Below are 20501 nucleotides of genomic sequence, written 5' to 3'. Positions count from 1 at the left end.
ATTTAGGACGCACTGAAGAAGCGATCGCATCCTACGACCAAGCACTGAAATTTAAACCAGATGACCACGAAGCTTGGTACAATCGCGGCATTGCGCTAAGAAATTTAGGACGCACTGAAGAAGCGATCGCATCCTACGACCAAGCACTGAAATTTAAACCAGATGACCACGAAGCTTGGTACAATCGCGGCATTGCGCTAAGAAATTTAGGACGCACTGAAGAAGCGATCGCATCCTACGACCAAGCACTGAAATTTAAACCAGATTACCACCAAGCTTGGTACAATCGCGGCATTGCGCTAAGAAATTTAGGACGCACTGAAGAAGCGATCGCATCCTACGACCAAGCAGTGAAAATTAAACCAGATAAACACGAAGCTTGGTACAATCGCGGCTATGCGCTAGATGATTTAGGACGCACTGAAGAAGCGATCGCATCCTACGACCAAGCACTGAAATTTAAACCAGATGACCACGAAGCTTGGTACAATCGCGGCATTGCGCTAAGAAATTTAGGACGCACTGAAGAAGCGATCGCATCCTACGACCAAGCACTGAAATTTAAACCAGATTACCACGATGCTTGGTACAGCAAAGCTTGCTGTTATGCCGTTCAAGGTAATATTGAGCAGGCGCTAGAAAATCTACAACAAGCAATTAATCTGAATCCTGATACATATCGAGAGATGGCAAAAAGTGACTCAGATTTTGATAGTATCCGCGAAGATGAGCGCTTTCAAGCTTTAATTCAATTACCACTATAAACACTAAACTAATGTAGCGATTAATTTAGCGATCGCTTTCACACTTCTACTGAAAATACTAACTGAAATTAAAAGCGATACCTATGAATGAAAAATTAAAAATTTCAACTATATTAAAAAAGGCAAATCAATGTCAGAAATAATCAATATTGAACAAGCAGTATTAGACAATTTGCGAATTCTCTCAAATGACAAGCAACAAGAAGTCCTAGATTTTGTTGAGTTTCTTGTAAAAAAAACAGTCAATCACCAGCAGTTAAACACTGAAGATTCAGATTCTAGTATCTCATTAAATCTCCAACAGCAAAAACGGCTATCTCTCCGAGAAATTGCCCGACTACCTGTAGCAGAACGTCACAAAATACTAGAACCTTTTATCGCCGCCATAGCCGAAGATTTTTTGAATGACCCAGAATTAACAGAGTTTGCCGTTCTGGATGGTGAAGACTGGGAAACCGAGAATGACTAATCCTAAAAAAGGTAAGATTTGGTTAGTGCAACTTGATCCAACCAGAGGACAAGAAATTCAGAAGACTCGCCCTGCTGTTGTGATTAGTTCTGATATCTTTATTTCTATACCAATGCGAATTATTATTCCTGTGGCAACATGGCAAGCTAAATTCCAAAATCGCCTTTTCATGATTCCTATCCAGCAGACTAATGAAAATGGCTTAGACTCCAACTCAGCAGGTAATGTTTTGCAAGTTCGTAGTGTAACAACTGAGCGATTTGTCCGGTGTTTAGGAAAAGTTTCAACAGCCGTTATGCAAGAATTACTAGATGGTTTAATTATCTGTATTGATTATGATCCTGAAAACAACGACTGAAAAAGAGTATCTTTGAAAAAAATACAAGTCAGATGTAGCGAGTACAATCTCATTTCTACTGAAAATAAAGGCAATTGCCGAGTTACAGACAAGCATCACCAAAATAGCCTCAAATAAATACTCACGGTGAACTAATTCCTAACGCATCCCTCAAAGGAGAGAGATAGGAGCCGAAACCCTGTTGTAAAATAGACTTATAAGAATTCGGGGGGCCATTTAACTGGTCAAAAACGCCTATAGAAACTATTTTTGGAAATCTCCAAGGTTTGAAGTCCAGCCAGCTGAAACAACTACAGCGGCTGTATCACCAGCGCATACCAGGCGATCGCATCACCACGCCTGAGTTTTCCCAGCGTATGGCAGCAATTAGCACAGAAGTCAATCAGCCTGTGTGCGCCTACATCAATCGTCGCGGACAAGTGATCCGCGTCGGGGTAGGCACACCGCGTCAAACGCAAATACCACCGCTAGAATTGCCGCGTTACGGTGCAGAACGACTCAGTGGTATTCGTTGTATTGCCACCCATCTGAAGCCAGAACCGCCAAATGAGGCGGCGCTCACGGCTATGGCACTGCAACGCTTAGATGCCTTAGTTGTCCTAAATATTACCGGAACGGGATTTACACGGCGGGGAGGCGGTTCGACTGGGTACGTCAAAGAAGCTTATTTAGCTCATCTGACACCCCAAGAGTCTCGCACCTTGATTACTAGTCCTGCTGCTCCCAAGGCAGGGGAAAGCCAAATCCAATCTCCAAGTTGGAATATATCGCCACCTCTGGACTTGGACGATCTGGCAGACCAGGATTTAGTAGACTTGGTAGAAAATCTGGAAGCGGAATTCCAGCGCGAATTTATCGCCCAGGAAGTAGATGCTGACCACGATCGCGTGCTGATTGTGGGGCTGATGACCAGTGAGATGACTCCTCTACAATTCCAAGACACCCTACTGGAATTGGCACGTTTAGTTGATACTGCTGGGGGAGATGTATTACAGACAATACAACAAAAGCGATCGCGCGTTCATCCCCAAACAGTAGTTGGCGAAGGTAAAGTGCAAGAAATTGCCCTAACTGCCCAAACACTAGGAGTCAATCTCGTTGTCTTCGACCGCGACCTTTCACCCTCCCAAGTCCGCAACTTAGAAATGCAAATTGGTATCCGGGTGGTTGACCGTACCGAAGTAATTTTGGATATCTTTGCCCAACGCGCTCAATCTCGTGCGGGTAAATTGCAAGTAGAACTAGCACAGTTAGAATACATGCAACCGCGACTCGCTGGTAGAGGTCGCACTATGTCCCGATTAGGTGGTGGTATTGGGACTCGTGGCCCTGGTGAAACCAAACTGGAAACTGAACGCCGTGCCATTGGGCAGCGCATTTCTCGACTGCAAAAAGAAGTGGATCAGTTGCAAGCCCATCGTTCGCGGTTACGGCAGCGACGGCAGCATCAAGAAGTTCCTTCGGTGGCTTTGGTTGGGTATACCAACGCTGGTAAGTCCACTTTGCTGAATGCTCTCACAAATGCAGAAGTTTATACAGCCGACCAGCTATTTGCCACTCTCGATCCCACGACGCGCCGCCTAGTAATTCCTCATGGCGAAACAGATGAACATCAGGAAATTCTGATTACAGATACGGTAGGGTTTATACACGAACTACCTGCATCATTAATGGATGCCTTCCGCGCCACCTTGGAGGAAGTCACAGAAGCCGACGCTCTACTACATTTGGTGGATTTGTCTCACCCGGCTTGGTTGCGTCATATTCGCTCAGTTAGGGAAATCTTGGCGCAAATGCCAATAACTCCAGGCCCGGCGCTGGTTGTTTTTAACAAGATTGATGAAGCCGATAGTGAGACACTGGCTCTAGCTAGGGAAGAATTTCCCTTAGCAGTATTTATTTCCGCGAGTCAGCGCTTGGGATTAGAAACCCTACGTCAGCGCCTTGCCAAGCTGATTGAATATGCCGTTGACTGTGGGTAAATACTGAATATTCCATCATATTTAATGTTAAGAAAACCCAGTAGTAATACTGGGTTTTTTATTGTATGAAGCCAAAAATAAAGTCTTTTTGAACTAAAGCTTGTATTATAGACAACTTCTAATTCAATCTCTAAAGTAGTAAAAGACTTATCACTAGGTGCATCAAATTTTACATAGATAGCAAACGGCAGATTCCCATCATTAGCAACTGAGTCTTACCATTTTGTTTTCCAAGCATTGATTAATATGAAACATCTATTTTCGACTTCAGCAGTACCCTGCTTTTTGGCTGCTACTGCCGTTGTGATGTCATCTTCCGCTTTTGCCCCAGCTAATGCTGCTTCGATGAATTTCACTATCAATGACTTCACCGGCGCGGATACTCAGGTGAAGTTTACCTTAGATGACGCAATGGGTCTGGCAAAGTTCAGTTTAAAGTAGATTATTTATCCACTGGCAGCAACACAATTGCTGACATCCGCGGTGTTTTCTTCAACGTTTTGGATGACTCACTCCTTAGTGGTCTCTAAGTAGTAGGTACAGATGTAACAGCTAGCAAATTTGGCCCTGCTGGAACAGTTGACTCTGTTGGCAGCAGTAACAACAATCTTAACGGCAACGGTAACCAGCAGAACTTCTTTGATGCTGGGGTAGAAATTGGTCAAGAAGGTATAGGTGGAGGAAAAGGTGACATTCAATCTACCATCTTTACCCTATCCCATAGTTCCAAAGCTTTAACGTTGGCTCAGTTTTCTCAGCAAAACTTTGGAGTGCGGTTAATGAGTGTCGGTTCTGGAACCAAGCGTGAAGGAAGTAGTAAACTCAAAGGACAAGCCCCTTACTACACTCCCCCGCCACCACCACCTCAAAAGGTACCTGAGTCTACTACAGTAGCTGCCCTTGGTCTATTTGCTCTGGGTGCGCTGAGAATACTAAAGAAAAAGGCTCTAGTGCCAGCTTCAATGACAGTTTCGTAGATAGATAGCTGCATTGGGACACACCAGATGCACCCCTTAAGAGAATATACGGTTAGCTTATATGTTCTCTATTGACATCAGGTGTGTCTCCATTAATCCTATAAAATCTGCTTATAGCGATTATCATTTGAATGGATACTCGTAGGGACACGGCATTGCCGTGTCCCTACGAGTATCTGTGGTTAATTATTTTTTTCTGTACCTTACCCATGCGGGAACCGCTCTATCAACCAGAAATTAAAACATAATATAGCAATCCTATTTGAGTTGTAAAAATTATCGTAGACGCGTAGCGGCTTGCCGCAGGCTACCGCCAACTCTCGGAGAGGCTTTGCCAACGTGCAGCGTCTCCAAGAGTTGCCGCCAAGAGCGCTAAGAGAAGAAGGAAAGAAGTTTACAAATCATTTGGGATGGCTATACATAACTGATTTATTGAGAAACTTGGTGTAAAGATAATCTGAGTCAAAAGTTTAGATTTAATATTTTGTTACCTAACCTTTATTTATGCAAACCTAGTTATGCATTTCTGAAGATAAAGTCAAAACGGTATAAGGCGGTTAGAATCAGTGGCAAAGTTCTAAAATTAAGAAGTATTAAATCAATTTGAGGACGTTATGGCTGCAAACGTAGAAATTTACACTTGGAGGACTTGCCCTTTTTGCATCCGTGCCAAAAGTTTGCTAAACAACAAGGGGGTTGAATTTATCGAATATAGTATTGACGGAGATGAGGTAGCCAGAAATAAAATGGCTCAAAGAGCAAATGGACGCCGTTCTTTGCCGCAAATTTTCATCAATGATGAACATATTGGTGGTTGTGATGATATCCACGCTTTAGACCGTCAAGGCAAGCTCGATGAGCTACTAACTTCTAGCAATAGCGTGTAGATTCAGAAGGTTTTGCGATCGCTAGCGACAAGCCCCTGCAAATTACGCGGCAGTCGCAACAACTCTGGGAGGGAGAGCAATGCTGCCTTGTTTACAGACTTTTTTATTACAAAAGTCATATCTGTCCATAAGACTTTACCCTCCAGGTTCTACTCAGCAGTACACATGTACGTCAATTGGTGAGAGCATCAAGAGATAATAATTGAATAACCATTTAATTTCTTGGTGATTGAGGTATAAAGGGTGAAACTGGCTTTTATCATTGATCCCATCCATCAGCTTGACCCATGTCATGATACCAGTGTTGCCCTGATTGAAGCAGCGCAAATCTTGGGACACGAAGTCTGGGTAACTCAGGGAAACCTGCTGAGTGTGGTGGATAGCAAAGCTTGGGCTGTACTACAGCGAGTTGAAGTTGTACCAGTGCAGTTGGTAGAGGGACGCTGGATAGCGGCAAATCCTTGGTATAAGTTGAGCGACTCCTCCTTTACTTCTTTAGAGACAATGGACGCCGTATTTATACGGACAGATCCACCAGTCAATGATTCCTACCTTTATGCCACCTACATTCTGGATTACATTGACCAAAATAAAACCCTGGTGATTAACAGTCCCGGTGGCATCCGAGGGGCAAATGAAAAAATGTACGCCCTCCAGTTTATCAAAGCGATTCCAGAAACAATTGTCAGTGCTGATAAGCAGTTTATCCGGCAATTTGTGGAAGCAAAAGGAGCTGCGGTTCTCAAACCACTGGGTAACAAAGCTGGGGAAGGAATTTTATTTTTGCAATCAGGCGATCGCAATTTTAACTCCATTGTCGAACTTAGTACCTTCCAAGGTCGAGTGCCAGTAATGGTGCAAACCTATCTACCGGAGGCAAAAGAGGGAGATAAGCGAATTATCCTGCTCAATGGTGAACCAATTGGTGCGCTCAATCGCCTCTCTAGTGGAACTGATTTTCGCAATAATATGGCAACTGGTGGTACAGTCGCTCAAACCGAAATTACCCCAAGAGAGGATGAAATTTGTAACCAAGTAGCTGATCGCTTACGCCAAGACGGCTTAATTTTTGTGGGTATTGACGTTATCGGTGGCTATCTAACTGAAGTTAACGTCACTAGTCCTACCGGAATTCGTGAGATTGATCGCCTAGATGGTACTCACCTTGGTCATCAGGTTATTCAATGGATTGAACAGACAATAAAAAGCAAAAAATAATTTACATTTATTTTTTTGCTTCGTGTCTAATTTATCGAACCGCCATCTCTACGAGATGCTACGCAAACGTGTAGCCTCTCACAGAGCGTGCGTAAGTCCTAAAGTAAATATATTCACTTGTACCGAATATAAGTTTAATGGATCGCGGGGGTAGATGTAGCGATGTCTACACGGGCTGTTCAGCGTCGCATCTGTAGTATAGCAAGGGACTGGGGACTAGGGACTGGGGACTGGGTGAAAAGCCTTTTTGTGTCTAAGTTTTATCATCTGTTAATGTCCTAACCACCTTGGCTGTTGCTATAAGACCCTGCTTTTTTATTCCAAAAGTACATCTGGACATTTGAGCCAGCAGACTCCTGCCCAAGTTCATTCTATAAGTAGCGTTAACGAGTTTTTTACCAATTAACAAAATTGGGGATGGCAACGAATTGCTTACCCCTGCTTTTGGTAAAACCCTGGAACTAGCAGATTTAATACAGCACTCAGCCTAACCTGAGACTGTTAATTTAACCTAAAATCTCAAATCCAAAATCTTTTAATTCCGTGGTGTTCGTCGGTTTCTCAAGAAGTCAGGTATATCTAATCCAGGTTTTTCTTTTGGTTCTGGAGTTGGAGTTGGAGTTGGGGTTGGAGTTGGAGTTGAGGTTGGGGGATTAACTGGGGGTTGCTGTGTTGTTGGTCGCTTCGAGGTATTAGGTGCGACTCGAACGTTAGCCACGCTTTGTTGTGGTACAGCTTGCACTTCACCTGTAAATCCAGTAGCAATTACAGTAATTCTTACCTCACCTTGGAGTCTGTCATCAATTACGGCCCCAAAAATAATATTGGCGTTGGGATCAACTACTTCATAGATTGCTTCTGCGGCTGCATTCACTTCATGCAAAGTCAAGTCAGTACCACCTGTAATATTAAAGACAACTCCTCTAGCGCCTTCAATAGAACATTCTAGTAACGGCGAAGAAATAGCTGCGATCGCAGCTTCTCTGGCTCTAGATTTACCAGAGCTAACACCAATTCCCATCAATGCTGATCCCGCATCTGCCATCACAGCTCGGACATCAGCAAAGTCAACGTTTACCAAGCCGGGGATCGTAATGATATCAGAAATACCTTGCACCCCTTGACGCAGCACATCATCTGCATAGCGAAAAGCTTCTTGTACAGGCGTTTGTTCGGGGATCACTTCCAGCAGTTTGTTGTTGGGGATAATGATCAGTGTATCTACTCTACTTTTTAGTCCTTCGATACCTTGTTCCGCTTGGCTGGTGCGGCGGCGTCCCTCAAAGACAAATGGACGTGTGACTACACCAACGGTGAGAGCGCCCATTTCTTTTGCTACTTCTGCCACAATCGGGGCTGCACCTGTCCCAGTGCCACCCCCCATACCAGCGGTGATAAATACTAGGTCTGCTCCCTCTAAAGCTGTAGCAATTTCGTCTCGTGATTCCTCAGCTGCCTTTTGACCAATCGCAGGATTACCACCTGCTCCTAAACCCCGCGTTAGCTTCTGTCCAATTTGCAATCTACTGGGAGCGCCTGCCAAAGTTAATGCTTGGGCATCAGTATTAATTGACCAAAACTCTACCCCAGAGACATCAGATTCGATCATGCGGTTAACGGCATTACCACCGCCACCACCTACACCAATTACTTTGATGTTGGCAACCCGACCAGGAACAATCTCGCCAATTCGGCTATTTTCCGCAAAAATCTTCTTATTTTCGTGATTTGGTCCAAAGTTCACCCCAGAGTTATTAAAGGGATTGGTCGAGTTAACTGCCAGAGAGAACCCCTGCTGTCCCGTAGATTGGGAATTTTTATAGGTAAGTCCTTGGTTATTATCAAGTGTCATTGGATTTGTGAAAGGGTAGATAAACGACTTTTTCAGGTGTTATTCACTTAAGAGTCAACTATAGTTTGACACTGCCACAATACTATGGCACTGTTCTTTATTGTTTTCACTACTCCCAAGCCTAACAGAATTGGCTGTGCGAAAATTTGCTATGGGATAAGCTTTTAAGGCAGCCGATCGCACAGCCAATTCTAGAGAAGTATACTGACATTTATCTAAAAGTGTTCTGTATAACTTCAACCAGACATTAATCTCTTCATTTTTCTCAACAGAAGACATAGCTTGTAAAGACACGCCACAACGCATCTTATCTGCCTCAATAATATTGTTAATAGGTTTCACCATTGGGAATGATTGCAACTTTAAACACAAAATTTACCTTATACTTACTTATCTTTAAGATTAAAGTAAGTAAAAATTTACTTGTCAGACTATACCTGATTAATTTGTTGTTTGGGGGGTCTTAATGGACACTTTGTTGGAACCAGAGTCTATCTTAGAGAACCCCCACTAGTATGGTCAACAAATCAATATTTTCCTAGAGGTTTGGTAACACAATAAGAATTACGGTAGAGAATAGTCTAAACTGATTGCCCAGAAGCAATGCTTACGCAACTTTGGGTGGCATTTTCCGTTACAGATTGAAACTTCGGTAAACTGTCTTTGGAAGTGTCCTGAACAGACCAAAGCTAGAGCGTTTTTGGCTCTGCACTTGGATGGCGGCATAAACCGCTCTCATCAGTGCCCTCCCAAAAGTGAGTCTGAATCTTAATGAAAAACTCAAGCATTTTTCTCTTTTCCGCACTGGGTTTAGTCAAAGAATGTATGGGCAGAAGGCATTTTGCACGCCATAGACCATCATCAGATTGTCCGACATCTTGCACCCCACCATTAGATGTTAGGGTCACAATTGAGAGTGTTTTACTCGCAATGGAGACTTTATGATTGATCTTCTCATTTTAATTAGAAGTTAATGCCGATTTTCGTGCGGTTTGCTGGAAAACTGAAAGTAATAAATATATTTATCAGCATAAAGCTTCTTAATTTACTAAGAGCGTTCAATACATTAAACATGCTAGTTGTTTTTAGGGATTTTAGGAGTTAATTTTTGGTCTTTTTGGTTCATCTGTACTAATGGTAATTCCGGATTTTTCAGATCAATATACTCTATTTGACCAGAATTGAGTTTTGCTGTTAAATGCCGCATTTGGGCAAGTACTTTAATTTGTTCAGACAACTGGGGGCCTGGAACACCAAGATGCACATCTCCTAGTTCTGTTTTCAAAATTAAATTCGTTGGATTTTGGCAATCAATTTCCATCACTTTCACAGGACTTTGGCTGACAGCTTGATGAAGCTGAGTCCAGTAGAGACAGTATTGTTTTGGTAATCCAATTACTCTGAGATTGGGTAATTTCCGTGTGGGATTCAGTGATGTGTATTTTTCTAAAGGCATCCAGACCCCACTTGCATCTAGTAAGCCGATTATGACTTTTTTGTTGCTAGTACCCTGATTTTGCACATTTGGTGTTTGAGTCACCGCTACAGGGACTCGTTCTTGGATTTCGATAATTAATCCAGGAGGAAAGAGGCGGCGTCTAACGATCGCTTGGGCAATAATTGGTTGTTTTTTCAAAGAGTTAGCGATCGCTCCCGGTTCAATCCGCCACAAAGACTGGGGGTAAGATAGCACCAACAGTGACTGAGTTGTCTCATCCGACAATAATTGATTGCCTGATTTCATCACTATTTGTTTGGGAGTTTTTAGCACCCACACTGGTTGGACTGCTACCCACAGCAATCCACCCGCCAAACCGGTAATGGCAAAGGTTCGCCAAATAGCCTGAATAATTCTCATCTGCCGTTGCCGACGTAATTTCTGACGACGCTGGGCTAGATCCGTGCGGGAAAGTGATATTATGCCAGCCATTCAAACCCCTTTCTGGTTGCAGTCCAAATTCCTTTATGCGCTTGTATCATTATTAATTTCAGTAAACACTGTTGGCATCTATTAACCACTCTCCTCCAGACTTTTTTTATTTTTAGTAACACTTTACAGTAACAACACAAAGATCGTGGCGCTAGTCATCATTCCAATTAAAGTTTCCGGTGTCTAGTCTTAACCGACTGTTGTCTTTTTGACAAGTGATCATCAAATATTTTTTCTCTAAAGGTTACAAAATATTAATTTAGATATTTATAATTTTCTTACCTTGACAAATAGAATGTTAAATGATATACAAGTATTTCACGATCTCTGTATAGCTTGCTATAATTAATACCAGTTCTACTTGATCAGCTATACAAACTGAGAACTATCTAGTCTAGTAGCTTTTTTACTGATTTACTCAACCATAAAGGTTTGTGCCAGGTCAAACAAAAGCTAGAGATTGTCAAAACCTCAATAGCAGGTGTAAAAAGGACAGATATGCTTAAGGTTATTAGGGTCAATTAAATCTCTACCATACTACTGGCAGCTACCGACAGTGATCCAGCACTAAGTACTGTCACTTGCAAGACACTACCAACTTGCGAGCTAATCGTGTGCCTACATGCCGGCTAGAGATTTTTTGTATAAAAAATACGAATTAAACTGCATCTACACACACATCTACATACACATCTAGATACATGAAAACGACATTAAATTTGTCACGTTTTTATAAAGCATGTAATCCCAGCTACACGCTCAATATAAGTAACGTGCTAGATCGCCAGTATTACATAGATTTTGCTGATGTCCGTGGTTGCAAAATTGTCGAAGAATTGCAGCGGACTATCTGCCGGATTTCTCCTGATGAGCCAACCTGCCAGTTATTTACGGGTCACATTGGCTGTGGTAAGTCAACGGAATTGCAGCGCCTGAAGACAGAACTAGAATTGGCAGGATTTCATGTGGTTTATTTTGAGTCCAGTCAAGACTTAGATATGGCAGATATTGATGTCAGCGATATTTTGCTGAGTGTAGCTCGTCAAGTCAGTGCCAGTTTAGAAGGGATTAACATCAAATTCAAACCTGGTTATTTTACCAATTTGTTTAAAGAAGTAGGCGATTTTTTGCAAACCCCCATAGAGCTTTCTGGACAAGCAGAATTGTCCTTGGGTATTGCCAAAATTACCGCCAAAACCAAAGACAGCACCCAGATGCGGAATCAACTCAGGCAATATCTGGAACCACGTACCAGTAGTATTTTGCAAGCGATTAACGAAGAAATTTTAGAAAAGGCTATTGAACAGCTAAAGCTACGGGGTCAAAAAGGACTGGTAGTGATTGTAGATAATTTGGATCGAGTGGATATGCGTCCTTTAGCATCGGGGCGATCGCAACCCGAATATCTCTTCATCGACCGAGGTGAACAGTTACGCCGACTCAAATGCCACCTAGTTTACACCATTCCCTTGACATTAATTTTCTCCAATGAATACGAGACACTAAAAAATCGCCTGGGAGGAGGGATTGCGCCAAAAGTACTGCCGATGGTATTAGTGCGACAAAGAGATGGCAGTGATTACGAACCAGGGATGTCACTAGTGCGCCAGTTAGTCTTAGCAAGAGCTTTTCCAGAAGTTCCTTTAAATGCAAGGCTTTTATTAATTACAGAATTATTCGATCACTCTCAAACCTTAGATCGTCTATGTCGCGTTAGCGGTGGCCATATTCGTAATTTATTGGGTTTACTTTATAGCTGCCTGCAACGACAAGATCCACCTTTTTCTAGGGACTGCTTAGAAGCCGTCATTAAAGACTACCGCGACGATCTGCTATTAGCTATTGATGAATCCCAGTGGGAATTATTGTTTGAAGTAGTGCAGCAGCAGAGAGTTAAAGGTGAGTCTGACTACCAGAGCTTACTACGAAGCATGTATTTGTTTGAATATCGTGATCCTCTGGGGCGCTGGTTTGGCATCAGTCCAGCTTTAGCAGAAACACAAAAAGTCCTTGCTTGGCAACAAAATAAGTAATAGTGCTGGGTGAGTCAATTATCATTAGTCCTTTGTCGTTTGCCATTGGACTAATAACTAATAACTAATGCCCAATGCCGAATAACCAATGCCCAATGTCTAGTAACCAATGATTAATGATAAGCAGCTACACGTTTACACCAAAGAAAATCAGCATACTTTGCAGAGACTGATTAGAGCGATCGCGTTTTCCGAAGGTCAATTTGCCCTGATTTTAGTTCGGTGTAACTATGAGCAATTACGTGAGCAAATATTAGAAAATATTCGCTCCATCACTAAAGACATCAATATCAGAGAAATCGTTCTCAATCCACCAACTACTTCCTTACACAGCACAATAGTCTCAGAACTATTTCTAGATAATCCTGCCGTCGTTACAGACTCTTTGCCATCTGCTGTTATGGTTTTCGGTATTGAATCAGCTATTGACCTGGAAAACTTACTTACAGGTATCAACCAAGCACGAGATATCTATGCCGCAACTTTTCCATTTCCAGTGGTATTGTGGTTACAAGATGAAGTGGCATCATTACTGTCCAGATTAGCGCCTGATTTCAAAAGTTGGGCTGCAACCACTATTAAATTTGAAATGGCAAAAGCAGATTTAATTGATTTGATCCAGCAAGAGGAAGAATCTTTATTTGCCAAAGTTTTAGAAGCAGGTGCTGAAACATTTTTATCTAATGCCTCCCTAAATCTAGATCCTAAGTCCCAACACCGCCACGAAATAGAAGCAGCCCGTAATGATTTGCTACGCCTCTATAGCTTTCAATTAACACCAGGATTAGAAGCTAGTTTAGAATTTGTATTGGGGCGAGATAAATATGCCAACGATCAAATTAATGGTGCTTTAGGCAATTATCAAAGAAGCCTAGCATTATGGCAGCAGGAAATCAGGATAATAGCAGAGTGGGAGAGTAATTCTTCTTTACCCACCTCATCTTTACTCAAGCAAGCAATAGTATTATTCCATCTGGGGCTGTGTTATCACCGAATGGCAGACTTACACCAGAATAATAATAGTAGCTATTGCGAACATGCTCTCTTGTGGTTTAAACAATGCTTGGAAGTATTGGAGGAAGTACAAAGAGAAGACTTAGTGGCTAAATTTATTTTGCCTGCTTGTGAAATGCTGCAACGTTTACAAGCTTGGGATGACTTAAAAAAATTAGCTCAAAAGTCATTACTTTTACATAAAACTTATGGAAGTCCTGCACAAGTTGCTCAAAATTATGGCTTTTTGGCAAATGTGGCAGCTTCTGAGTCGAATTGGGTACTGGCTCATGAATTAGCGAATACAGCGCTTTCTATCTCCGAAGAAGCAACAGAAGTTTCTCTGCGAGATGCTTTGCAAACACGAGGACAAGAAAGTTGGTATCTTCTCTTACTAGCACGTACACAGCGGCATTTAGGTAAGTCGGAGGAAGCTATCAATAATTTGGAATGGGCGAAAGTAGTTTGTGAGTTACAACATCAACCATCACTTTATCTAGAGATTTTAGAGGAATTGCGATCGCTTTACTTTTTTGAGCGTCATGACTATACAGAAGCCTTTAAGCTGAAGCAAGAAAAAATTCAAATAGAACATCAGTATGGCTTTCGTGCCTTCATTGGGGCAAGTCAGTTGCAGCCGCAACGCTCTAAAATTAACCCAGCATTAGATCCTCAAAAAATACCGTTTATTCCTGAGGGGGTTGCCCAAGAAATATCTGCTTCTGGACGACAGCAAGATATCAATCGTTTGATTGAAAGAATTACTCGTGCTGACTACAAACTCACAGTAATTTATGGACCATCGGGTGTAGGTAAAAGTTCAATTCTCAAAGCTGGTTTAGTACCAGCTTTGAAAGGAAAAGTTATCGGTGAACGCATTCCTATACCTATTGTTTTGTCTGTTTACACTGATTGGATTACAGTCTTAGCAAGCAGTATAAACCAAGCCTTGGCACATACAGAAATATCGGTTAATCTGAACTCTACACCTACTATACTGCTTGAGAAAATTCGGTTAGCAGTTGAGCGCAATTATACGATAATTCTTGTATTAGACCAGTTTGAAGAATTTTTCTTTGTTAGTAATCCTCGCACACAAAGAATAGAATTTTACAAATTTTTTAGTGAATGTTTAAATGTCTCATTTGTAAAAATTATTCTTTCCTTAAGAGAAGATTATTTACATCATTTATTAGAATTGGAACGGTTGAGCCAAAAAAATAGTATTGGACTATATGATTTAGGCATAATTAATAAAAATATTCTCGATAAGGACATTCGCTACTATTTAGGGAAATTCTCTAGCCAAGATGCTAAAGCCATAATTCACAGTCTTACTCAACGTTCCCATTATGAACTGAGTGATGAATTAATTAACCGATTAGTCCAGGATTTGACAGGAGAACTAGACGAAGTACATCCGATTGAATTACAAATAGTAGGTGCTCAACTACAAATAGAAAACATTACCACACTCGGAGAATACAAGCTTTGCGGTGGCTCGGCAAAATTGGTGGAACGCTGGCTTGGGGAAGTTATCAAAGACTGCGGTCAAGAGAACGAAGAATTAAGCTGGAAATTATTATTTGAATTAACTGATGAAAAGGGGACGCGACCGTTAAAAACTAAAGCTGATTTAGCGGCTGCATTACTTAATAATCAGGATATAGATACAATATCAAGCTTTGACACAGTTGGGGAACTGATTTTAGAAATATTGGTGGGTTCTGGGTTGGTGTTGCTAATCAGAGATGAATTAGGCGATCGCTACCAGCTAGTTCACGATTATTTAGTTGAACCAATTCGCCAAAAAAACAACTATGGTATGGTCGCCGAATTAGAAAAAGTCAAATTAGAAAAAACTAGAGCTGAAGTAGCCCAAAAACTTAGTCAAAAGCAACTCAATTTGGTATTGCAACGGCGACTGCGGGAAGCACGGATAGCAGGCGCAGTGCTGGCAATTATGGGGGGAATAATAGCAGCATTATGGTGGCAAGCCGACTTGCAAAAAAGAGTAGCAATCCGCCAAACTGTACGAGCTGAACGCAGTGAAACCAACTTGAGGATTAGTGGAATTACTGCTGCTAGCGAAGCTCTTTTTGCCTCTAATAAAGAGTTTGATGCTTTATTAGAAAGTTTGCGGGCTTGGAGAGGACTTAAACAAGCAGATGGAGTGCAGCCAGATACCCGAATGCGGGTGGTGACAGCCCTGCAACAGGCAGTTTATGGGGTAACGGAGGCTAATCGCCTGGAAGGGCACACTGATATTGTCTGGGGAGTAACTTTTAGCCCCGATGGTCAAACCCTAGCGTCAGGTAGCCGAGATCAGACGGTGAAAATTTGGCGTCCTAACGGTGCCTTACTCCAAACCCTCAAAGGGCACACTGATGCTGTCACCTGTGTAAGTTTCAGCCCAGATGGTCAAACCCTAGCCTCCGCCAGCCTTGACAAAACAGTGCAAATCTGGCACAAAAACCCGATTACGGGTGAATTTGACCCCAAGCCATATAAAACCCTGAAAGGACACAAAAATTGGGTTTACAGCGTTAATTTCAGTCCTGATGGTGAGTTGTTAGCTACTGGCAGTAAGGATACAACCGTAAAACTCTGGCGCAAAAACGGTAGCTTAGTAAAAATACTGAGAGGACATCAAGGGTGGGTTAACTGGGTAAACTTCAGTCCTGATAGTCAATTCATCGCCTCAGCCAGCGACGACAAGACAGTGAAAATCTGGCGACGGGACGGTAGCCTCGTCACAACTTTACAGGGACATCAGCAGGGTGTGACTGTAGCTGTTTTCAGCCCCGACGGCAAACTGTTGGCGTCAACAGGTCGAGATAAGACAGTGAAACTTTGGCTGCGGAAGAATAACAGCACTAAAGACGGTTTTGATTTTATTCTTTACAAAACTTTACGGCAGCATAGCAGTACAGTGTGGAGTTTAAGCTTTAGTTCCGATAGTAAAAAGTTAGCTTCCGCAGGTGAAGACAATACCATAAACCTCTGGAGTATCACTGGCAGCTTACTCAAAACCTTCAAAGGACACAGTGATGCTGTTGTCAGTTTAGCTTTCAGTCCAAATAACAAATTACTGGCTTCAGGAAGTTATGACAAAAGCATAAAACTATGGAGTTTAGATGCTCCAACACCATCTATTCTTCAAGGGCATCAGAAGCGAGTTTTGAGCGTTGCTTGGAGTCCTGATGGTCAGATGCTAGCTTCTGGTAGTAGCGATCGCACTGTCAAACTTTGGCGACGATACACCAGTAGTGGCGAGGTCAAAACCCGACTTTACAAAACTTTGGTGGGGCACACAGATAAAGTTCCTAGTGTCAGTTTTGACCCCAAAGGTGAAATGCTGGCTTCAGGAAGTTATGACAAAACTGTGAAACTTTGGCGGCTTGACGGTACTTTAATTATGACTCTCCACGGGCATAGCGATAGTGTGATGAGCGTGAATTTCAGCCCTGATGGTCAGTTTTTGGCATCAGCTAGCAAAGATAAAACGGTGAAACTTTGGAACCGTGAGGGCAAGTTGCTCAAAACCTTAGTGGGGCATCAGGGTTGGGTAAATAGCGTGAATTTTAGTCCTGATAGTCAGGTTCTAGCCTCTGCCAGTGATGACCAAACTGTGAAACTCTGGGGGCGAGATGGTACTTTGCTCAAAACTTTCTCGCCCCATGACAGCTGGGTGTTAAGTGTCAGCTTTAGTCCCACTGACGAGTTGCTGGCTTCTGCCAGTTGGGACAACACCGTGAAACTATGGCGACGGGATGGTACGTTGTTAAAAACCTTATTAAAAGGGTACAGCGATAGCGTCAATGCTGTAACTTTCAGTCCCAATGGTGAATTCCTCGCCGCCGCCAGTTGGGACAGTACAGTGAAGCTCTGGAGTCGTGAAGGCAAATTAATTAAAAGTCTCAATGGGCATCGCGCCCCAGTGTTAAGTGTCAGTTTTAGTCCAGATGGTCAAACACTAGCATCAGCTAGTGATGACAACACGATAATTCTGTGGAATTTACATCTTGATGATCTGCTTGTTCGTGGTTGCGATTGGGTGGGTGATTACCTCAAGCACAACCGCAATCTTGAAGAGCGCGATCGCCTTCTTTGTGATGGCATAACCAGTACAAACCCTTTTTAATTTATGAATAATTATTAATTTATAATTCTGAATTAAGTTGAAGCCTCAATCAGCAACCGCTCTTGGTTTAGCGGTTGATGAGGCGATCAGAGTTGTTAATTCAAAGCAAGAAAATAATTTTCGAGATGATCAGCCAAAGGAGCGATCGCTCTCCAAAACTTCATGGCTATTTTCTGCGGGAGCTTCTTGGGGCAAATTTGCCAAAAAGGCTTGTAGTCTCATGCGCTCAATATAAGGCCAACCTCCCTCAGACTCAATATCTTTCAGCAGTGAGTAGAGTTGCTGACGGTTAACAGGCAAACTCTCTTGAAAAACCCCATCCCGGATCTCTCTATGTAACTGCTCCAATTGCCTAAGCATTGCCAAAAGAGCTACAGTATTCTCTTCACAACCCTGAACTGCATCATACACCACAGTTGCGATCGCTTGCAGTTTACAGGACAACTCCCCTGATTCAAGATTTTTCTGCTCGTTCATTCCACCCTTTCCGTATAAATGAGGTCAACTCAAATTTACCGGAGATTTTTAATTTTCCCTAGTTTGCCACTGTTGATTAACTGTTACTCTACACCAGAAACTCTGCGGCAGGGTAGCTACTACCCATTTTGAGTAGCTGTAATAGCCTCAGAATCAGAAAAAGAAAATAATCTTAATATTCTGCTAAAATTTTTAGAGATTAAAGCCGCCGTCAATCGGATGGTAAGCAGTACTTTATCTATTTGCTAGCCAAGACAACTTCCACAAGTTGAATTACTGAGCGAAGCCGAAGTGTTAAGAAGTAATTCCCAATGTTTTTAAGGGAATAGCGGAGCCAGCGCTGTGCAAGGGTTCCAAGAGTTAAGGTGACTGGCATGGATTGCCGTTTATCCCCGTAGTTTTAGGCATTTGGACTAAAATTACCAACGTGGAAGTCTCAGCAATGGGTACTTTTAGCTAGCTTTGTGCAGATTTCTCCGAGCGGTGAATATAACTAGATTTGTATCTTTATTAAAGACAATTGCGATCGCTCCTAAAAGGGAGCGGTAAAGTTTAACATAGCCTCCACGGCAGCTAGATGTGATCAGGACGAGACTTTCTTGGATTTTGAGTACTTTGATTTTGAGTTAAAAAAAATCGTATGATCTGGCTGATTTCCCCATCAAACAATGGGTTGTATGTAGTAGCGTCACATACATAATACAAAAAGACTTGGGCGACGCCGCTTTTGCCACAGGCAAGGGCAAAGTGCGAAGTAGACTCCTCTCTTCGTGCTATTTTAGGCAAGCACTTATACCACTCTGTGTAGGGCTTACTCATCCACGCGTCCAACCCTAACAAATGCCACCAACAGTCAAACTGCTGGTTTTTTGCTTCCCTAGTTACACACATCCAAAATGGATGCAGTGTGCTACTTAGTCTGGGGCTTCTTACACCCCAAGCTCAAGAGAGTGAAACGTTTAAGTACGTTTAGCAGAGAAAAGTTTGAGTGGCGACTTCCAACCTATACGCCCGGACACTTGTTTCAACTCTTGCAATCAGAGCAACGCAGTGTCCGAACGAGGATGGCTTCTCGTCAGAGATCAAAGCTTCGATGCAGTTTTACAACTTAGATATTAATTTTTGAGATTGAGGTTAACCATGAGGTATCGCGCTTTAATTGTTGCATTCTTGGCTTTGTGCCTGGGGCTAATAACTGCTTGTAGTGATGCTCCTGCTACTAGTAGTAGAGATGTACTCACTTACGATCAAATTCGTGGCACTGGCTTGGCGAACAAATGCCCCCAACTAGCAGAAACAAGGCGTGGCTCCATTCCCATTGATTCTAGCCAGTCTTATGCCATCAAAGAACTTTGCTTAGAACCAACAAGCTTCTTCATCAAAGAAGAACCTGCTAATAAACGGCAAGAAGCAGAATTTGTTGCTGGCAAATTGTTGACCAGATACACTTCTACCATTGACCAGGTGCAAGGCAACCTAAAAATCAACTCAGATAAGAGCCTGACCTTTGTGGAAACTGATGGTCTTGACTTCCAAGCCATCACTGTGCAACTTCCTGGTGGTGAGCGAGTACCTTTCCTCTTCACCATCAAAAACTTGGTTGCTCAAACCCAACCTGGTTTGACTACTATTAACACCTCCACGGACTTTGAAGGCACCTTCAAAGTTCCTTCCTATCGTGGTGCTGCCTTCCTAGATCCCAAGGGTCGCGGTGTCGTCAGTGGCTACGATAATGCCGTGGCTCTCCCCGCCCAAGCCGATGATGAAGAACTTACCCGCACTAACGTTAAGCGTGCTGAAAATCTGAATGGCAAGATTTCTTTGCAAATCGCTAAAATAGATGGCTCTAGTGGTGAAATTGCTGGTACTTTCGAGAGCGAACAGCCATCTGATACAGATTTAGGTGCTGGCGAACCGAAAGAAGTCAAGATTCGCGGTCTATTTTTTGGACGGATTGAACCGACTCGTGGCTAAATTCTTTGGAGTTAGGTAACTGAGTAGCATTCAGAACTACAATTCTGTAAGCATCAGGTTTGATCATCAAAGTTAACTTCTTTGCCCCCATTTTCAGGGCTGTTTCATTTCTATAGAAGCCTTACAGAGACGAAAAGAGACAAAGTTTCAAGGGGAGACAAGAGAAAAATTTTTCCTTCCCTTGTCCCAACTTTTCAAGAGGCTTTGAAAGAATGAAACAGCCCTGCCTTTTTTGAAGGGAAAAGGTTAAAGCCGAACAAAATTGTGAATGAAATAATCATTGCAATTGGGAAAAGGTTGATACCTCGTTCTTATGGGTGACTCGATTCATCCCTTTACCCCGTACCCTTTCATTAAAAGACTATAAACTTAAATGAAACAAAGGGCATGTTGCCCTTTGTTTCATTTAATTCCGTAAATATACATACTATTTCTAAATATTA

The 20501-nt window shown here is 42.4% G+C and carries 15 protein-coding genes; 10 read left to right on the top strand and 5 right to left on the bottom strand.

Features of this window, described 5'->3' with window-relative positions; genetic code table 11:
- From V7K35_RS09065 to hflX, 4 genes are all read left to right on the top strand, one after another.
- On the top strand, positions 1 to 764 hold a 764-nt coding region (locus tag V7K35_RS09065), incomplete at its 5' end, for a tetratricopeptide repeat protein (protein ID WP_335078161.1).
- A 130-nt stretch (positions 765 to 894) separates the two neighbouring features.
- Positions 895 to 1233, top strand: coding sequence for a DUF2281 domain-containing protein (locus V7K35_RS09060; protein WP_335078159.1), 339 nt, complete (start codon positions 895 to 897; stop codon positions 1231 to 1233).
- On the top strand, positions 1226 to 1591 hold the full coding sequence (locus V7K35_RS09055) for a type II toxin-antitoxin system PemK/MazF family toxin (RefSeq protein ID WP_335078157.1): 366 nt from the start codon (positions 1226 to 1228) through the stop codon (positions 1589 to 1591). Before V7K35_RS09060 ends, V7K35_RS09055 begins: the two co-directional genes overlap by 8 nt.
- A gap of 236 nt (positions 1592 to 1827) precedes the next feature.
- On the top strand, positions 1828 to 3573 hold the full coding sequence (gene hflX / locus V7K35_RS09050; RefSeq protein WP_335078171.1) for a GTPase HflX: 1746 nt from the start codon (positions 1828 to 1830) through the stop codon (positions 3571 to 3573).
- Positions 3574 to 3788: 215 nt separating this feature from the next.
- Here the strand turns inward: hflX and V7K35_RS09045 are convergent, their stop codons facing one another.
- A complete protein-coding gene (locus tag V7K35_RS09045; RefSeq protein WP_335078173.1) occupies positions 3789 to 3929 on the bottom strand; it encodes a hypothetical protein in 141 nt (46 codons plus the stop codon).
- 384 nt (positions 3930 to 4313) lie between these two features.
- On the opposite strand from V7K35_RS09045, the gene V7K35_RS29645 reads away from it, so the two are divergent.
- The 3 genes from V7K35_RS29645 (at position 4314) to gshB (ending at position 6655) form a co-directional block, all read left to right on the top strand.
- Complete coding sequence (locus tag V7K35_RS29645) at positions 4314 to 4550, top strand: hypothetical protein (RefSeq protein ID WP_442939707.1); 237 nt, start codon at positions 4314 to 4316, stop codon at positions 4548 to 4550.
- A 614-nt stretch (positions 4551 to 5164) separates the two neighbouring features.
- Positions 5165 to 5437 carry a glutaredoxin 3 gene (gene grxC, locus V7K35_RS09035; RefSeq protein ID WP_298910682.1) on the top strand — a complete coding sequence of 91 codons (273 nt, stop codon included), beginning with the start codon at positions 5165 to 5167 and terminating at the stop codon, positions 5435 to 5437.
- A gap of 243 nt (positions 5438 to 5680) precedes the next feature.
- The gene (gene gshB / locus V7K35_RS09030; RefSeq protein ID WP_335078155.1) at positions 5681 to 6655 is read left to right on the top strand and encodes a glutathione synthase; all 975 of its coding nucleotides are present in this window, start codon (positions 5681 to 5683) and stop codon (positions 6653 to 6655) included.
- A 535-nt stretch (positions 6656 to 7190) separates the two neighbouring features.
- Here the strand turns inward: gshB and ftsZ are convergent.
- From ftsZ to V7K35_RS09015, 3 genes are all read right to left on the bottom strand, one after another.
- The gene (ftsZ, locus tag V7K35_RS09025; RefSeq protein ID WP_335078153.1) at positions 7191 to 8507 is read right to left on the bottom strand and encodes a cell division protein FtsZ; all 1317 of its coding nucleotides are present in this window, start codon (positions 8505 to 8507) and stop codon (positions 7191 to 7193) included.
- A gap of 54 nt (positions 8508 to 8561) precedes the next feature.
- Complete coding sequence (locus V7K35_RS09020; protein WP_335027039.1) at positions 8562 to 8852, bottom strand: hypothetical protein; 291 nt, start codon at positions 8850 to 8852, stop codon at positions 8562 to 8564.
- A gap of 730 nt (positions 8853 to 9582) precedes the next feature.
- Positions 9583 to 10437: a cell division protein FtsQ/DivIB gene (locus V7K35_RS09015; protein ID WP_335078151.1), complete on the bottom strand. Its 855-nt coding sequence runs from the start codon at positions 10435 to 10437 to the stop codon at positions 9583 to 9585.
- A 701-nt stretch (positions 10438 to 11138) separates the two neighbouring features.
- On the opposite strand from V7K35_RS09015, the gene V7K35_RS09010 reads away from it, so the two are divergent.
- Entirely contained in the window at positions 11139 to 12470 is a 1332-nt protein-coding gene (locus V7K35_RS09010; protein ID WP_335078149.1) for a P-loop NTPase fold protein, read from the top strand.
- Positions 12471 to 12579: 109 nt separating this feature from the next.
- Positions 12580 to 17607 carry an nSTAND1 domain-containing NTPase gene (locus V7K35_RS09005; protein ID WP_335078147.1) on the top strand — a complete coding sequence of 1676 codons (5028 nt, stop codon included), beginning with the start codon at positions 12580 to 12582 and terminating at the stop codon, positions 17605 to 17607.
- A 129-nt stretch (positions 17608 to 17736) separates the two neighbouring features.
- Here the strand turns inward: V7K35_RS09005 and V7K35_RS09000 are convergent, their stop codons facing one another.
- A complete protein-coding gene (locus V7K35_RS09000; RefSeq protein WP_335078145.1) occupies positions 17737 to 18084 on the bottom strand; it encodes a hypothetical protein in 348 nt (115 codons plus the stop codon).
- Positions 18085 to 19224: 1140 nt separating this feature from the next.
- Here V7K35_RS09000 and V7K35_RS08995 point away from each other — a divergent pair.
- The gene (locus V7K35_RS08995) at positions 19225 to 20058 is read left to right on the top strand and encodes a photosystem II manganese-stabilizing polypeptide (RefSeq protein ID WP_334792904.1); all 834 of its coding nucleotides are present in this window, start codon (positions 19225 to 19227) and stop codon (positions 20056 to 20058) included.
- Positions 20059 to 20501 lie beyond the last annotated feature (443 nt).

The sequence above is a fragment of the Nostoc sp. genome, from assembly GCF_036917275.1.
In the GTDB taxonomy this organism is placed as follows: Bacteria; Cyanobacteriota; Cyanobacteriia; order Cyanobacteriales; family Nostocaceae; genus Nostoc.
Note: the sequence above shows the minus strand (reverse complement) of the source record. Positions and strands in the feature narration are given on the sequence as shown.

Bases quoted from the DNA above. Each gene is read 5' to 3' on its own strand.
- V7K35_RS09060 (WP_335078159.1), top strand. From the start codon at position 895: ATGTCAGAAATAATCAATATTGAACAAGCAGTATTAGACAATTTGCGA.
- V7K35_RS09055 (WP_335078157.1), top strand. From the start codon at position 1,226: ATGACTAATCCTAAAAAAGGTAAGATTTGGTTAGTGCAACTTGATCCA.
- grxC (WP_298910682.1), top strand. From the start codon at position 5,165: ATGGCTGCAAACGTAGAAATTTACACTTGGAGGACTTGCCCTTTTTGC.
- ftsZ (WP_335078153.1), bottom strand. From the start codon at position 8,507: ATGACACTTGATAATAACCAAGGACTTACCTATAAAAATTCCCAATCT.
- V7K35_RS09020 (WP_335027039.1), bottom strand. From the start codon at position 8,852: ATGGTGAAACCTATTAACAATATTATTGAGGCAGATAAGATGCGTTGT.
- V7K35_RS09015 (WP_335078151.1), bottom strand. From the start codon at position 10,437: ATGGCTGGCATAATATCACTTTCCCGCACGGATCTAGCCCAGCGTCGT.
- V7K35_RS09010 (WP_335078149.1), top strand. From the start codon at position 11,139: ATGAAAACGACATTAAATTTGTCACGTTTTTATAAAGCATGTAATCCC.
- V7K35_RS09005 (WP_335078147.1), top strand. From the start codon at position 12,580: ATGATTAATGATAAGCAGCTACACGTTTACACCAAAGAAAATCAGCAT.
- V7K35_RS09000 (WP_335078145.1), bottom strand. From the start codon at position 18,084: ATGAACGAGCAGAAAAATCTTGAATCAGGGGAGTTGTCCTGTAAACTG.
- V7K35_RS08995 (WP_334792904.1), top strand. From the start codon at position 19,225: ATGAGGTATCGCGCTTTAATTGTTGCATTCTTGGCTTTGTGCCTGGGG.